We start from the raw sequence: 14,203 nt of genomic DNA, 5'->3' as shown, positions 1-14,203 counted from the left end.
CGTTGTGACGTGAAGGCGCCGATCTCCCTCGCTCAGAGTCCCGTCCGACGGATGTCCAGCGGTGTGCGGCCGAACTCGCCGCGGAAGGCGCGGCTGAGATGGCCGGGTTCGGTCATGCCCCAGCCGGCGGCGATGGCGGCGATCGTCCGGTTGGCGAACGCGGGGTCGGTCAGGTCGCGGCGGATGCGGTGGAGCCGCTCACGCCGGACCCAGGCGCCGAAGGCGACATCGCGCTCATGGAGGACCTTGTGCAGGTAGCGCGTTGAGATGCCGTGCCGGCGCGCGACCGTCTCGGCCGAGAGACCGGGGTCGGAGAGGTTGGCCGCCGCGTACGCGAGGATCCGATCGGCGAGGTCGCAGGTTTCCGCGCGCTCGGGCGCGGTGTCGTTGAAGGCCGAGATGATCAGTGAGACGAGGGCGTCGGAGAGGCGGAGCCCGTTCGGGCCGGACAGGGCGCCGACGTCGCGGCCGAGGCCGTACAGGAAGGCCGCGATCACCGCGTGGACACCGCGGTCGCCCGGCAGCGCGACGGCCGTGCGCCGGCCGATCAGGTCGGCGCTGGGGCCCAGCATCGCACGCGGGATCCCGACGACGACGATGTCGCACACGTCCGTGCCGATCAGCCGGTACGGCCGGGAGGTCTCGTACGCGACCAGGTCGCCGGGCCGGACCCGGCACTGACGGTCGTCCTGCGTGACGATCATCGAGCCGCTGAGATGGAGGGTCACCTTGAGCAGTTCCGCGTCGGTGGACGTCACGCATCGGGCGTTGCGGTTCACCATCGCGGGGGTACTCGTGATCCGTGCGGCGACCACCGGTCCCATCCGCGCGCTGTCGACGCCCGCTTCGAAGCGCTCCTCCACCGGCGTCTCGATCTTCAGGGGAACGAAGATCGAGGAGGCCGCCTGCTGGAGCTCCTCGGGGTCGTCCAGGACGGACGCGGCTGCACCGACACGCATGACCAGGCTCCTTGTTCTCCAGCGCGGACGTGGTGGAGCGGGGCTTCTTTTCATAGTGCCGGTATCCGTGGCGAATGTCCTGCTGGGACGAGGATGGGACGCGCCGAAGACCACCCCTACGGTGAAACGCGCAGGTCACCGGGTATGTCGTGCCCTTGCGGGGGTGACGGGATGAGACGGCCTGGGACGTCCGTGAGCACCCGGATGCGCCGCCGCGGCCGGACCTCGGCGACCGTACGGGCGACGCCGCCGCGCGACGGCGGGGCCCCCGGGTCGCCTTCCTCGCCTGGACGGCGTAACACCAGGTCGGCCGCTGGGCGATCCGTGGCACACTGATACTCGGTCGTCGGCGAACGCGGAGGTGACATGGCGAGCGGAGGGCGTCGGGCCGCGGGCGCGCTCGAGGCCGAGGTCATGACCGTCCTCCAGCGGGCCGGCCGGCCGCTGAACGCCGCCGACGTGCAGTCCCTGCTCTCCGATGATCTCGCCTACACGACCGTGGTGACGATCCTGAGCCGGATGCACGCCAAGGGCCTGCTGACGCGTGAGAAGGACGGCCGGTCGTTCCGCTACGCGCCGGTCAGTGACGAGCCGGGCCTGGTCGCCCGCCGCATGCACCGCACCATGGCGGCCGAGCCGGATCGCCAGGCGGTCCTCGCGCGCTTCGTCGACACGCTGTCCGACCAGGACGAGCAGCTGCTGCGCGACCTGCTGGACGGCCGCTGACCATGGACGTCGACGCCTACCTGCCGTTCGTGTTCCCGGCGGTCGTCGCCCTGGCCGCCCACCCGCTCGCCGAGCGCCTCCCGCCCCGTACGGCCTCCTGGGTGCTCACCGTCCTGGCGGCCGGGGTGACGGTCGCCTCGCTGGTTCCCCTCTTCGCCCTGGCCCGAGGTCATCTTCTCGCCGCCCTGGCGTTCGCGGCCGCGGTGGCCGGGGCGGCGTCCGCGGCGTACGGGCAGGCGCACGCCCTGCGCTCGGCCCGCCGGCGGGCGCGTGACCTGCCCGGCGACGGCGTCGTCGCGGTGGTCGCCGACGACCGGATCGACGCCTACTCCGTTCCCGGCCGGGTGGTCGTGTCGACCGGCATGCTGGACGCCCTCGACCCGGACGAACGGCGGGTGCTGTTCGCGCACGAGACGGCCCACCTGAGCGGGCGCCACCACCTCTTCCGCGCCGTCGTCCGTGTCGCGTCGGCGGCCAACCCGCTGCTGTGGCCGATGCGGCGCGCACTCTGGTACGCCACCGAGCGCTGGGCCGACGAACGGGCGGCCACGGCCGTCGGTGACCGCGTCATGGCGGCACGGGTGATCGGCAAGGTCGCCCTGGCGTCGGGCGGGGCCTCGCCCGTCCGGATGGGCATCGGCGCCGCGCGCCCCGGACCGGTGCCCCGCCGCGTCGCCGCGCTGCTGCGCCCGCCGCCCCGCCGCCGCATCGGCCTGACCGTGGCGGCTCTGGGCCTGCTGCTGTGCTCGGGCCTCAGCGCGCAGGACCTCATCGGCGACGTGAAGCACGGCCCCGCGAAGATCGACGTGGTCGCGGAACACGCGCCACACTGAGCCGGATGGAGTTCTCATGACCGAGCGGAGCGAGGGAATCGAAAACGCGTCGGTCCTGGGGATCGGGGAAGTGCTGTGGGACATGCTGCCGTCCGGGAGACGTCTGGGCGGGGCACCGCTCAACGTCACCGCCCAGCTGCGCCGCATGGGTTTCACGGCGACCTATCTCACCGCCGTCGGCGATGACGAGCCCGGCCGCGCCGCGCTCGCGCGGATGCGGGAGCTGGGAGTCGACACCTCGCGGGTGCGCACCGCGCCGGGAGTCCCCACCGGCCGCGCCGAGGTGGTCCTCGATCCGTCCGGCGATCCGACCTTCGAGATCGTCAAGCCGGCGGCGTACGACCTGCTGGCCGCCGGTGGGCCCGTGGAGCCACCGGATCACGCCCCCGATGTCCTGGTCTACGGCACGCTCGCGGCCTGCCGGCCCGCGACCTTCGACGCGATCTCCCGGCTGACGTCCCGCTACCCGGACGCACTGCGCGTGTACGACGTGAACCTGAGGCCCGGCTGCTGGACGCCCCGGCTCGTGGACGGCCTGGCCCGAACCGCCAACGTGCTGAAGGTCAGCGAACGCGAACTGCCCCACCTGAGCCGGTCACACGAGGGCATCGAGGAGGCCGTGCGCGACATCGCCGGCCGCTACGGCATGCGCGCCGTCGCCTGCTCCCGCGGAGCCCGCGGCGGCGCGTTGCTGTTCGACGGCGTGTTCGTGCAGCAGGCTCCGCCGCGGGTGACGGTCGTCGACGCGGTGGGAGCCGGAGACGCCTTCACCGCCGCCATGGTCGACGGGATCCACCGTGGCCTCCCGGCCGCGGAGATCCTCCGGCGGGCCAACGCACTCGGTGCTCTGGTCGCCTCTCACTCGGGAGCGCTTCCCGAGCACGCCGGCGACGCGCTGCCGGGCGCGGCGTGGCCCCGTCACCCCTGAGGCACGCGGTCGGTCTCACGCCGGACGGTCCGCCGGGTGCGGAACGCCGTGACCATGCTGTGGACGCCGGCGGCGAAGGCGAGTACGAGGCCCGCGGTCATGACGACGTTGCCGGCCACCGTACCGGCGTTGTGCGAGGTCAGATTGGGGGTCAGCTGGCCGGCCAGGGTGCCGACGCCGGCGATCCAGAACGCGATGAACACCCCGAAGACGGCATGCCACCACCAGCGTGCGGTGACCAGCGTCAGCAGGCCGGCCACGACGATGAACGCGATGCCGGGCGGGAAGGCGACGCCGAAGGAGCGCTGGGCGTCGGCGAACTTCGGCGGGTCGGCGATCCACTGGATGACCAGGCCGCCGACACCGACGAGCAGGCCGGCGAACGAGATGAGCGTGCTGCGGCTCAGACGACGTTGACGAAGCATGATTGATCCCTTCGCGATGGGGTCAGCGGGATGGGCGGCGGGCGTGGACGGTCGAGGCCACGGCGAAGACGACGGCGGCGGCGAAGCCGAGCATCTGCAGCCAGCCGGCGGTGAAGTCCAAGGCGCGGTCCGGCTGGATCAGCCGGTGCGCGAACCCGCCTGCGGCGAGTCCTCCGAAGAGGAAGAAGGCGGTCATGGCGGCGATGACCAGTGGGGCGAACCTCCACCGGACCAGCGCCACCGTCACGGCGAACGCCAGGTCGATGAACGGGCCGGGCCCGTCATAGCCGGGAGCCTCGTCACCGATGGCGGCCAGGACCAGAGCCGCGCAGGTGACGATCAGGAATACGCGGTGCCGGCCATGGGCCCGGCCGATCGCGGTCCGGGCCGGAGCGGTTCTCCCCGTGGGCGGGTCATCGGTGTTCACGCGCCCTATCGTGGCCACGGGGGTGCCGCCGGGCGTCGGCTCCGGAGCGGCACCGAACCTACGTGGATGTGCGTACGGCGAAACAGGCCCGCCGGCGGACGTACGAGAACACGCGTAGTACGGCGGCGGGGCGTGACGGGCGGGCGTACGCGGAGACGCGTAGTACGGCGGCCGGGCGTGACCGGCGGGCGAACACGACCGGCTGAGCCCGACCGCGAGCGCCGGGCTCGGCCGTCGCCCGGCCGGCCACCGGGCGCCCGGCCGATCCCACGGTCAGGCGCCGACGAAGCGCAGCAGCACGTGCAGGTCCTGTACGGCCTCGGAGATGGACCAGACCGCCGTGCCCAGCACGGCGGCGGTCGCCAGGGCCGGGGTGGCGCGCATGGCCGCCGGCGGCCCGAGCAGGGCGGCGACGCGGCGGGGGACCGGGCCGGCGCCGCGGATCCCGAGGGTGGCCTCCCGCGAGCGGGCACGGCCGACGGCCAGTGCCGCCTTGCCGACCGTGCGCGCCACGCGCCGGCGGTCGCCGGTGACCGCCGCGGCGCGTTCGTCGGCCCAGCGTTCGACGGTGTAGGCGACGGCCGTGGCGAGCGGGCGCAGCAGGGGATTGGCCGCGGCGCCGAGCTGGGCGAGGGCGACGAAGGCGTAGTGGTGGCCCGCGAGGTGGGTGCGCTCGTGCGCGAGCAGGATGGCGCGTTCGCCCGGGTCCAGGGTGTCGAGCATGCCGGTGGAGACGACGACGCGTCCGGGCAGCCCCGGCAGCGCGTACGCGTCCGGCACCGGGTCGTCGACGATCACCAGGCCGTCCGTGGCGGCCAGGCACGCGGCGTCCGTGGCGGCGCGGGCCAGGGACCGGCAGCGGATCGCGAAGACCCGTACGGCGGCGACGGTGGCCACGGCGAGCAGCAGGCCCGCGGCGGCCGCGACCGACAGCTCGACCGGGTCCCGGCGTGCGGCGAGGTGGAGCGACCACTGCCCGAGGGCGGCCAGCACCGGGACGCGCAGCAGGCCGGTGAGGGTGAGCAGCGCCAGCGAAAGGGTTCCGGCGGCGGCCAGCACGAGCGCCGAGACGGTGAGCAGCCAGGTGGCCAGCCGGGGTTCGCAGCGTGCGGCGAGCAGGCGGGCGCCGGGCGTGGCCAGCAGCGTGAGCAGCAGCGGCAGGTAGACGGCGACGCGCATGGCGGTCCTAGTGGCCGGTGTCGAGAAGCTGCCGGAGCAGGTCCTCGTCGTCGGCCGTCAGGTCGCCGACGAAACGGGTGAGCACGGCCGCGCGGTCCGGCCGCCCGTCCAGGTAGCCGCGCATGCGCCGGGCGGCGAGCCCCGCCTCGTCGGCGACGGGGGCGTACGCGTAGGCGCGTCCGCGCGGCGTGCGGGTGAGCTGCCGCTTCGCGTGCAGGCGCGTGAGGATCGTCACCACGGTGCTGTAGGCGAGGCCGCCGCCGAGGCGTTCGATGACCTGTCCGGTGGTCATCGGTCCGTCGGCCTGGTGCAGCACGGTGAGGATCTCGGCTTCGAGTTGGCCCTTGGCGCGTCGTCGGCCCTGATCGTGGGGATGGGTCATGGTTTGTGCTTCCCTGGGGTACCTTCTACAGTGATGTAGAAATTCTATTGCATTGTAGAAGAGGCGTCGAGTGTGTCATGAGCCCGGGAGGGCGGCACGGACGGGAGAGGACCGGAACACGGCCGGTGAAGATCACACTTTTGCTCCACAACGCCTACGGCATCGGCGGGACGGTCCGTACGACGTGGAACCTGGCCGCCGCGCTCGCCGACCACCACGACGTGGAGATCGTCTCCATGCTCCGCCACCGCGCGCACCCCCGGTTCGAGGTCGATCCGCGCGTACGGCTGGTTCCGCTGGTGGACCTGCGCGAGGGCTCACCCGACATGGCGGACCCGCTGCTGCGCGAGCCCGCGGTCGTCTTCCCGGCCGCGGAGAAGCGGTACCGGCAGTACAGCCGGCTCACCGACCTGCGAGCCGAGGAACACCTGCGCCGCTGCGCGGCCGACGTGATCATCGGCACCCGCCCCGGTATCAACGTCTACCTCGCCCGGTTCGGCCCGCGCCGTGCCCTGCGCATCGCGCAGGAGCACCTCACCCACGACGCTCACGGCAAGAGGCTGCGCGCCGAGCTGGCCCGGCACTACGCCGAGCTGGACGCCGTGGTCACCACGACCGAGGCGGACGCCGCCGTCTACCGGGCCCGGATGCCGTTGCCGGGCGTCCGCGTGCTGGCCGTGCCCAACATCGTGCCCGAGCCGCCGATCCCGCCGTCGGACGGCACCGCGACGGTGATCGCGGCGGCCGGGCGGCTCGTCCCCGGCAAGCGTTTCGACCTGCTGATCGACGCGTTCGCTCAGGTCGCCGCCAAGTACCCCGAGTGGACCCTGCGAATCTACGGCGCCGGTCCGGAGCGGGAACGGCTCAAAGAGCTGATCGGGGAGCGCGGCCTCGAGGGCCAGGCGAGGCTGATGGGGGCGCGCTCTCCGATCGAGGCCGAGTTCGCGCAGGCGTCCATCGTCGCGTCCGCATCCTCCGCCGAGTCCTTCGGCATGACCCTGGCCGAGGCCATGCGCTGCGGAGTGCCGGTGGTGAGCACGGACTGCCCGCTGGGCCCCGCGGAGATCATCACGCCCGGCGTCGACGGCCTGCTCGTCCCGGTCGGCGACGGCGGGGCCCTGGCCGAAGCGCTCCTCGAACTCGTCTCCGACGAGACCGCCCGCCGTCACATGGGGCAGGCCGCGCTGGTCTCCGCCCGCCGCTTCGACCCCGGGCCCATCGTCGAGCGGTACGAACACCTCTTCGCCGAGCTGGCCGCGGACCGTCACGTCCGCGGATGGCGGCGTTACTCCGCGCGGTGGCGCCGCCGTCTTCGCCGCGTCCTGCCCCGCTGAGCGCGGCCCGTAAGACGGCCGCTCAGCGGACGGGCGGCGGCGGTGGCGGGACGTACGGCGAAGGCAACGGCGGCGGGGGAGCGGCGGTCGCGGGACGGGTCCGGTTCAGGGTGTCGGTGATGCTCTCGATCCCCCGGCTGACGCCGAGGCCGACGACCGCCGCGAGGCCGACGACGAGCGTGCCGATCCAGGACGAACCGCCGTTGTAGGCGATGATCCAGTGGATGAGCGCGAGGATCGTGACCGCGAGCAGGGTGCCGAACACCCCGGCCCGCCGTCCGAAGACGCTCACCCCGCCCAGCAGCACGGCGGCGAGCGGGAGCGTCGTCAGAGTCACGGTGTCCGGCTCGGCCTGGCGAAAGAACATGAGCAGCGGAACGGCGGCCAGCCCGGCGAGGAAACTCGAGCCGGTGAGCCCGGCAAGGACGCCGAGACCGCCGCGAGGGTCGGTCCACCGCGCCGGGTCGCCCGTCCTGCGGGCACCGCCGAGCGCCCCGCGAACGCCGGGTACGAGCCACAGCGCCCCGCCGCCCACCGAGACCACGAAGAAGATCCCGTACCACATCGCGGTGGAGTACGAGCCGAACCGTATCGGGATCAGCATGCCGTGAGTGATCTTGAGCATGATCGCCTGCAGGACGGCGGCGGCCCCCAGGGTCAGTGCCCAGGACGGCACGGACAACAGGACGGCCAGGGCGCCGAGCAAAAGCCCGATGAACGCGGCGAGGAGGACCGCCACGAGCAGGGCGGCGAACGTCCCCCACCCGTGCCCGGTGGCGAGATAGGCGGCCAGCGTGCCGCTGAAGGCGGTGATGGTCCCGGCCGCGAGGTTCGGGGAACCGGTGCGCAGTGAGAACGCCAGCCCGGCGGCCAGCAGACCGAGGTATCCGGCCTGGCTCAGGGCCGACTCGACGCCGTGCCCGGAGGCGCCGGCGGCCACGCCGATCATCAGGACGGCGGTGACGACCAGCAGCACGCCCTCCCAGACCAGGTGCGGAAGGAGCCGGTCGCGGCCTGCGGGCGCGTCCGGCGCGACCGGTCCGCCGGGACGTGCCGGCGGAGCCTGGGGTCCGTAGGCCCAGGGCGGTTGCCGCGGCTGCTGCGGGTGGTACGGCGGCGGGGGCGGCTGCTGCGGCATGCCGGACGGCGGGGGAGCCGCCGGCCGCTGCTGCGCCCACCACGGCGCCGCGCCCTGCCCCTGGGGTACGCCCGCCGGTGCGGAGGCGCGCGGCCCGGCCTGCTCACCGGAGGCGGCCTCGCGCGGACGGTCGGTCCGGGTCGCGTCGGCCGGGCCGTCGCCGGGTTCGTTCGTACGGCCGGACGTGGGCTCACCGCCGGTGAACCCGCTCGATGGGGACTCGTCGGCCGGAGACTCGCCGGGGGGTTGGCTCACCGTCGCCTCCTCGGGGCACGTTCATCCGCGGACATGATTCCACCCGGCGCGCCGGTGATCGAGGGATCGGCGGAAAGCGGACGCGCCCAGGGCCGGTGCGCCGTGTCGCTCAGCGGTGCGGCTCGGCGACCGGCACGGAGAGGCGGGCGATGCCGATGACGTCGCCGGGGCCCACCGGCGCGGTGACGTACGCGCACGGGCCGTGGGCGTTCAGGACGCCGTCACCGCCGTTCTCCGCTGACCAGGAGGACGGCGACGTCGTCGGTGAGCCCGCCGCCGTTGAGGCTCTCGGCCTCGGCGACGAGGGCGTCGAGCAGGTCCTGCCCGGTCAGGCCGTTGCTCAGTGCGTCGCGGGCGAGCGCGAGCAGGCCCTCGGTGTCGAGACGCCGGGGGCCGTCGCCGACGCGTCCTTCGATGAGCCCGTCGGTGTAGAGCATCAACGCCCAGGCGCCGGGCAGCGCGACGGTGGACGCGGGCCACTCGGCGTCGGGGAACAACCCGAGCGCGGGGCCGCAGTCGGCCTCCGGAAGGGCCTCGACGGTGGTGGCGTCGAACAGCAGGGGCCGGGGATGACCGGCGCGGTAGACGGTGGCGTGGGACTGGTCGGGCGCGATCGTGATCATGCAGAGGGTGGTGAAGATCTCTTCGGTCCACCGCTCGAGCGTCAGGACCTCGTCGAGCGTGCTGAGCAGGTCGCCACCGGTGAGGCCGGTCAGCACGAGCGTGCGCCAGGCCATGCGGAGCCGTACGCCGAGCGAGGCCTCGTCGGGCCCGTGGCCGCTGACGTCACCGATCATGAGGTGGACGGCGCCGTCGGGGGTCTGGATGGTGTCGTAGAAGTCCCCGCCGAGCAGGGCGCGGCGGTGGCCGGGGCGATAGCGGGTGTGGTGGCGCAGCCGGTCGTCACGGAGCCGTGGCACCGGCAGCAGGCCCTGGGCCAGCCGGGTGTTCTCCCGGCTGAGCAGGCGTGCCTCGACGAGTTCGCGCTCGGACTCTTCGGCGCGTTTGCGCTCCAGCGCGTACCGCAGCGCCCGCGCCAGCAGCGCGGGTTCGACATCCTGCTTGACCAGGTAGTCTTCGGCGCCGGCGGCGACCGCGGCCACCCCGACCTGCACGTCGTTCAGGCCGGTCAGCACGAGCACGGCGGCACGAGGGGCCAGCGAGAGGACCTTCCGCAGCAGGTCCAGGCCGTCGGCGTCCGGCAGCGACAGGTCCACCAGCACGCAATGGAAGGACGGGGAGCCGGCCAGCAGGTCGCGGGCTTCGGCGAGGCTGCGGGCGACGGTCAGGCCCGCGTCCAGGTCCGCCTCGTCGAGGAACTCCTGGACCAGCACCGCGTCGCCCAGGTCGTCCTCGATCAACAAGATCCGCAGCGCGTCCCGCCCCACCACCGGAACGCCCGCCGACGACGACGCGCCAAGGGTCTTCACCGGGGTCTCGGCCTCTCACGAGCCGACCGTGATGCCGGATCTGACGTCCCGTCCGCCCCGCGAACCGTGGTCACTGTCCCACACTCCCGCTCCTTGAGCGGGAAGCCCGCTTCGATGGTGATGTGCCACGATACCGGCCGTAATTGCCGGGCGACAACAGACCGCACCGTATGTGCCACCCGGACTCACGGGCGCCGTGACCCGCGTACGGCCCGCGGGAGCCCGCGGTCCGGCGCGCTGGACGGCCTCCTGGACAGACCGGCGGTTTCCGACTTTCCTGATCTTGGCAGGCCGGGTGCCGAGGCGGATGGGGAGGCGATCGGGTGGACGCGGGCACGGAGCTGACGCGTGAACGGTGGGAGGCCAACGCCGCGTACTGGGTGAAGATCATCCGGGAGGGGCGGGACCGCTACCGGACCGAGCTCACCGACGACGCCCTCCTCGACGCGGTCGGCGAGTGCGCCGGGCTGCGGGTCCTCGACGCCGGGTGCGGCGAGGGGTATCTCACGCGCCGGCTCGCGGCACGCGGCGCGCGGGTCGCCGGGATGGACATCTGCCACGGGCTGGTCGAGGCCGCGGCCGGGCTCGGCGGCGCGTACGCGTGTGCGAGCGTCGACGCCCTGCCCATCGGCGACCGGACCCTCGACCTCGTCGTCTGCAACCACCTGTTCAGCCACCTGCCGGACCCGTCGGGCGCGATCGGCGAGTTCGGCCGGGTGCTGCGCGCGGGCGGGCGGCTCGTCATCCTCACGCTGCATCCGTGCTTCTACAACGAGGCCTCCGAGCGCGGCGCCGCCGACAGCGTGCCGGCGTCGCGGTACTTCGCGGCGCGCGGCATCGACCAGCACTTCGTGGTGGACGGGCTGGAGTCGCCCTCGGTCATCACGTCATGGCTGCGGCCGCTGGAGTACTACTCCACGACGCTGCGCGACGCCGGGTTCGTCATCACCGACATCCGCGAACCCCGCCCGGACGAGAACCGGCTGCGAACCGACCCGTGGTGGCGAGCGGGCTTCCCGACCGCCCTGTTCATCCTGCTCACCGCCGAACGGCGGTCATGACGAGGTCACGCTGAAGCCGTGGAGAGACGCAGACGGGCAGGGCGGTCTCTACGGCTTGCGGCCGATGCCGCCGGCCATCCAGATGCCCTTCGGCGGCGCGGTGTCCACCGGCCTGTCGGGACGCCAGGCGCGGAGGGGCACCAGGCCCGGCTCCGCCAGGTCGAAGCCGTCGAAGAAGGGGCGCACGTCGTCGAGCGTACGGGCGGCGTTCTCGCCCGGCCGGTTCAGCAGGGCCCGGTAGACGTCCTCGACCGGGGTGACGGCGTCGGGGCGGTTGTCGAACACGGCGTGGGACAGGGCGAGATGGCTGCCGCCCGGCAGCATGTCGCGCAGCAGGGCGACGCTCTTGAACGGCTCGTCCGAATGCGGGATGAACTGCAGCGCGCCGAGGATGATGACCGCGACCGGGCGGTCGAAGTCGATCAACCCGTCGTCCCGGCACCGGTCGAGCAGTTCGCGCGGGTGCAGGATGTCGCCCTCGATCACCGAGCTCGACGCGCTGTCGACCAGGATGGCGCGGGCGTGCGACAGGACGACGGGATCGTCGTCGACGTACACCGTCACGCTGCGGGGATCCTGTGACCGGGCGACCTGATGGGTGTTGTTCCGCGTGGGCAGCCCGGCGCTGACGTCGATGAACTGCCGGACGCCCCGCGCGCAGAGATACCGTACGGCGCGGCCGAGGAAGCGGCGGTTCTCCACCACCATGTCCTTGATCTCCGGAGCGATGGCGAAGAGCCGGTCGGCCGCCTCCCGGTCGGCGGCGAAGTTGTCCTTGCCGCCGAGGAAGTAGTCGTTCATACGGGCGATGTTGGCGACGGTCGTGTCGAAGCCGCCGGGTCCTCGTGGGGCTTCGCCGCTCATGTGCACCTCCCGGTCTCCCTGAAACAGAGCCTATGCGTACGGAACTCGCTCATTGGTACGGTCCGGGCGTGCGGCGGGTGGCACTCGGTCACGACAGCGGCGCGTTGGAGCCGGCGACGTGGAGCGGGACGCCGCGCGTGCGCAGCGCCGTGAGCTGTTCCTCCGGCGTGTCGGAGTCGACGATGACCAGGTCGAAGGCGGTCAGCGGCGCGAGCTGGTGCAGGCCGTTCTTGGTGAACTTGCTGTGGTCCACCAGCAGCACGCGTCTGTCGGCCGAGTCCATCAGCGCGAGCTTGACCGCGACCGTCTCCTGCGACTGGTGGTAGCAGTGGCCGTTGGTGATCGCGGTCGTGGACATGAACAGCACGTCCGCGTGGAGCGATCGGATGGCGTCGCAGGTGCGCAGGCCGAGGAAGGCGTCGTAGGCCGGGTAGTACGCGCCGCCGAGCGCGATCAGGTCGATGTCGGGCTTGCCGGCCAGCAGATTGACCGCGGCCAGGAAGTTCGTGATCACGGTGAGCGGACCGCGCGACGGCAGCAGCTCGGCGACCGACAGCCCGGTGGTGCTCTCGTCGATCATGATCGAGGCGCCGGGGGAGACCAGGCCGACCGCCGCGTCGGCGAGCTTCCGCTTGGCCTCGGCCATCGCCTGGAGACGGTGCCGTACGTCGCCGTGGTACATGGCCGACGGCTGCGCGGTGGCGCCGCCGCGGATCTTGCGTAGCCAGCCCTTGCTCTGCAGGACGTCGAGGTCGCGATGGATGGTCATCACGCTCACGTCGTACGCCTCGGCGAGCGCCTTGATCTGCACGAACCCCTCGTCCGCCACGCGCTGGCGGATCTTCTCCCGGCGTTCACGCGAGGCCGCGCCGTCGCTGCCGGCGGGCGCCGTCGCGTCCTCTGCCACCTGGGCTCCTTCCCCCGTGTACGCCGCAGTGTGATGTTGGCGTGGAAAGTAACATACACCCCGCTTCGCGGTCACAGCGCGGATATGGCGTGCTGGCCACCTCTCGTAGCGATCCCGGCGTTCCGCTTCTTAACAGTTATTAACAGCGATCAGTGTTAAGTAGGCCGAGAATCTTGACATTCTTCGCGCCTGAGGTGTTGTGTTCATCACGTCAACAGGCGGTGACCCGATGGCCGCCGTGCCTCCTCGTCCCCCTTCGCCGGAGGAGAACGTGAAGAAGCTCCTGCCCAGAACGGCCGCAGCCGCCGCGGCCACCCTGATCGCGCTCACCGCGGCGGCGGCCTGCTCGTCGAACGGATCCGGCGGATCCGGTGGTAGCAAGGACGCGAAGATCGCGTTCTTGATGCCGGACATCGCGTCGACCCGCTACGAGCTGTACGACGCGCCGCTGTTCAAGGCCAAGATGAAACAGCTCTGCCCCGGCTGCACCGTGCTCTACCAGAACGCCGGCGCCGACGCCGCGAAGCAGCAGCAGCAGGCCAACTCGGTGCTCGCCCAGGGCGTCAAGGCCATCGTCATCGACCCGGTCGACTCCGCGGCGGCCGCCACCATCGTGCGGAACGCGCAGTCGCAGAACGTGAAGGTCATCGCCTACGACCGGCCGATCCCGGCGACCAAGGCCGACTACTACGTCTCCTTCGACAACCAGAAGATCGGCGCCCTGATCGCCCAGTCGCTGGTCGACCACCTCAAGGAGAAGAAGGTCAAGGGCGGGATCCTGGAGGTCAACGGCTCGCCGACCGACGCCGCCGCCGGGCTGATCAAGAAGGGCATCCACAGCGCCGTCGACACCAGCGGGCTCAAGCTGCTCGCCGAGTACGACACGCCGAACTGGGACCCCGCCAAGGCTCAGGACTGGGTGAGCGGGCAGATCAGCAAGTTCGGCGACCAGATCGCCGGTGTGGTGGCGGCCAACGACGGCACCGGCGGCGGCGCGATCGCCGCGTTCAAGGCCGCGGGCGCGACCGTACCTCCGGTGACCGGGAACGACGCCGAGCTCGCCGCCGCGCAACGGATCATCGCCGGCGACCAGTACAACACGATCTCCAAGCCCATCAAGATCGTCGCTGAGGCCGCAGCCACGGTGACGTACCAGTTCATCCAGGGCAAGCCGCCCGCGGCGCAGACCACCCTGTTCAACACCCCGTCGCAGCTGTTCACGCCGACCGTGGTCACCAAGGACAACATCGCCAAGGTGCTGCTCGGCCCGGGCGGCGCCCTCAAGCCCTCCGCCGTCTGCACCCAGACGTACGCGGCGGCCTGCGCCAAGCTCGGCATCAAGTAGGCGAGACGAG

At 72.4% G+C, this 14,203-nt stretch carries 15 protein-coding genes; 6 read left to right on the top strand and 9 right to left on the bottom strand.

Features of this window, described 5'->3' with window-relative positions; all coding sequences use genetic code 11:
• Window positions 1-32 precede the first annotated feature (32 nt).
• The gene (locus OG417_RS33950; RefSeq protein WP_329237389.1) at window positions 33-959 is read right to left on the bottom strand and encodes a helix-turn-helix domain-containing protein; all 927 of its coding nucleotides are present in this window, start codon (window positions 957-959) and stop codon (window positions 33-35) included.
• Between the two features lie 366 nt (window positions 960-1,325).
• Here OG417_RS33950 and OG417_RS33945 point away from each other — a divergent pair, with 366 nt between their 5' ends.
• From OG417_RS33945 to OG417_RS33935, 3 genes are read left to right on the top strand one after another with little or no spacing between them, the layout of a single operon-like run.
• Window positions 1,326-1,685 carry a BlaI/MecI/CopY family transcriptional regulator gene (locus OG417_RS33945; RefSeq protein ID WP_329237386.1) on the top strand — a complete coding sequence of 120 codons (360 nt, stop codon included), beginning with the start codon at window positions 1,326-1,328 and terminating at the stop codon, window positions 1,683-1,685.
• 2 nt (window positions 1,686-1,687) lie between these two features.
• Complete coding sequence (locus OG417_RS33940) at window positions 1,688-2,518, top strand: M56 family metallopeptidase (protein WP_329237383.1); 831 nt, start codon at window positions 1,688-1,690, stop codon at window positions 2,516-2,518.
• A 16-nt stretch (window positions 2,519-2,534) separates the two neighbouring features.
• Window positions 2,535-3,446, top strand: coding sequence for a carbohydrate kinase family protein (locus tag OG417_RS33935; RefSeq protein WP_329237380.1), 912 nt, complete (start codon window positions 2,535-2,537; stop codon window positions 3,444-3,446).
• Here the strand turns inward: OG417_RS33935 and OG417_RS33930 are convergent.
• From OG417_RS33930 to OG417_RS33915, 4 genes are all read right to left on the bottom strand, one after another.
• Window positions 3,437-3,871 (bottom strand): hypothetical protein, encoded by a 435-nt coding sequence (locus OG417_RS33930; protein WP_329237377.1) that lies wholly within the window; start codon window positions 3,869-3,871, stop codon window positions 3,437-3,439. The genes OG417_RS33935 and OG417_RS33930 overlap by 10 nt on opposite strands.
• Before the next feature lie 22 nt (window positions 3,872-3,893).
• The gene (locus OG417_RS33925; RefSeq protein ID WP_329237374.1) at window positions 3,894-4,298 is read right to left on the bottom strand and encodes a hypothetical protein; all 405 of its coding nucleotides are present in this window, start codon (window positions 4,296-4,298) and stop codon (window positions 3,894-3,896) included.
• 273 nt (window positions 4,299-4,571) lie between these two features.
• Window positions 4,572-5,477 carry a M56 family metallopeptidase gene (locus tag OG417_RS33920; RefSeq protein ID WP_329237370.1) on the bottom strand — a complete coding sequence of 302 codons (906 nt, stop codon included), beginning with the start codon at window positions 5,475-5,477 and terminating at the stop codon, window positions 4,572-4,574.
• A 7-nt stretch (window positions 5,478-5,484) separates the two neighbouring features.
• Window positions 5,485-5,859, bottom strand: a complete 375-nt coding sequence (locus OG417_RS33915; RefSeq protein WP_329237368.1) for a BlaI/MecI/CopY family transcriptional regulator — start codon at window positions 5,857-5,859, stop codon at window positions 5,485-5,487.
• Between the two features lie 125 nt (window positions 5,860-5,984).
• On the opposite strand from OG417_RS33915, the gene OG417_RS33910 reads away from it, so the two are divergent.
• Window positions 5,985-7,193, top strand: coding sequence for a glycosyltransferase family 4 protein (locus tag OG417_RS33910; RefSeq protein WP_329237365.1), 1,209 nt, complete (start codon window positions 5,985-5,987; stop codon window positions 7,191-7,193).
• A 22-nt stretch (window positions 7,194-7,215) separates the two neighbouring features.
• Here the strand turns inward: OG417_RS33910 and OG417_RS33905 are convergent, their stop codons facing one another.
• Window positions 7,216-8,586: an ABC transporter permease subunit gene (locus tag OG417_RS33905; RefSeq protein ID WP_329237363.1), complete on the bottom strand. Its 1,371-nt coding sequence runs from the start codon at window positions 8,584-8,586 to the stop codon at window positions 7,216-7,218.
• 221 nt (window positions 8,587-8,807) lie between these two features.
• On the bottom strand, window positions 8,808-10,016 hold the full coding sequence (locus tag OG417_RS33900; protein ID WP_329237360.1) for a PP2C family protein-serine/threonine phosphatase: 1,209 nt from the start codon (window positions 10,014-10,016) through the stop codon (window positions 8,808-8,810).
• 323 nt (window positions 10,017-10,339) lie between these two features.
• On the opposite strand from OG417_RS33900, the gene OG417_RS33895 reads away from it, so the two are divergent.
• Window positions 10,340-11,077: a class I SAM-dependent methyltransferase gene (locus OG417_RS33895; protein WP_329237357.1), complete on the top strand. Its 738-nt coding sequence runs from the start codon at window positions 10,340-10,342 to the stop codon at window positions 11,075-11,077.
• A 48-nt stretch (window positions 11,078-11,125) separates the two neighbouring features.
• Here OG417_RS33895 and OG417_RS33890 read toward each other — a convergent pair whose 3' ends face one another.
• Together OG417_RS33890 and OG417_RS33885 are read right to left on the bottom strand one after the other, a co-directional pair.
• Window positions 11,126-11,941, bottom strand: a complete 816-nt coding sequence (locus tag OG417_RS33890; RefSeq protein ID WP_329237356.1) for an SAM-dependent methyltransferase — start codon at window positions 11,939-11,941, stop codon at window positions 11,126-11,128.
• A gap of 88 nt (window positions 11,942-12,029) precedes the next feature.
• The gene (locus OG417_RS33885) at window positions 12,030-12,848 is read right to left on the bottom strand and encodes a DeoR/GlpR family DNA-binding transcription regulator (RefSeq protein ID WP_329237353.1); all 819 of its coding nucleotides are present in this window, start codon (window positions 12,846-12,848) and stop codon (window positions 12,030-12,032) included.
• 271 nt (window positions 12,849-13,119) lie between these two features.
• Between OG417_RS33885 and OG417_RS33880 the strand changes: the two genes are divergently transcribed.
• Window positions 13,120-14,193: a substrate-binding domain-containing protein gene (locus OG417_RS33880; protein ID WP_329237350.1), complete on the top strand. Its 1,074-nt coding sequence runs from the start codon at window positions 13,120-13,122 to the stop codon at window positions 14,191-14,193.
• Window positions 14,194-14,203 lie beyond the last annotated feature (10 nt).

This window comes from Actinoallomurus sp. NBC_01490, from assembly GCF_036227085.1.
GTDB lineage: Bacteria > Actinomycetota > Actinomycetes > Streptosporangiales > Streptosporangiaceae > Actinoallomurus > Actinoallomurus oryzae.
Note: the sequence above shows the minus strand (reverse complement) of the source record. Positions and strands in the feature narration are given on the sequence as shown.

Coding starts and splice junctions, on each gene's coding strand:
- OG417_RS33950 (WP_329237389.1), bottom strand. CDS start 959: ATGCGTGTCGGTGCAGCCGCGTCCGTCCTGGACGACCCCGAGGAGCTC.
- OG417_RS33945 (WP_329237386.1), top strand. CDS start 1,326: ATGGCGAGCGGAGGGCGTCGGGCCGCGGGCGCGCTCGAGGCCGAGGTC.
- OG417_RS33940 (WP_329237383.1), top strand. CDS start 1,688: ATGGACGTCGACGCCTACCTGCCGTTCGTGTTCCCGGCGGTCGTCGCC.
- OG417_RS33935 (WP_329237380.1), top strand. CDS start 2,535: ATGACCGAGCGGAGCGAGGGAATCGAAAACGCGTCGGTCCTGGGGATC.
- OG417_RS33930 (WP_329237377.1), bottom strand. CDS start 3,871: ATGCTTCGTCAACGTCGTCTGAGCCGCAGCACGCTCATCTCGTTCGCC.
- OG417_RS33920 (WP_329237370.1), bottom strand. CDS start 5,477: ATGCGCGTCGCCGTCTACCTGCCGCTGCTGCTCACGCTGCTGGCCACG.
- OG417_RS33915 (WP_329237368.1), bottom strand. CDS start 5,859: ATGACCCATCCCCACGATCAGGGCCGACGACGCGCCAAGGGCCAACTC.
- OG417_RS33890 (WP_329237356.1), bottom strand. CDS start 11,941: ATGAGCGGCGAAGCCCCACGAGGACCCGGCGGCTTCGACACGACCGTC.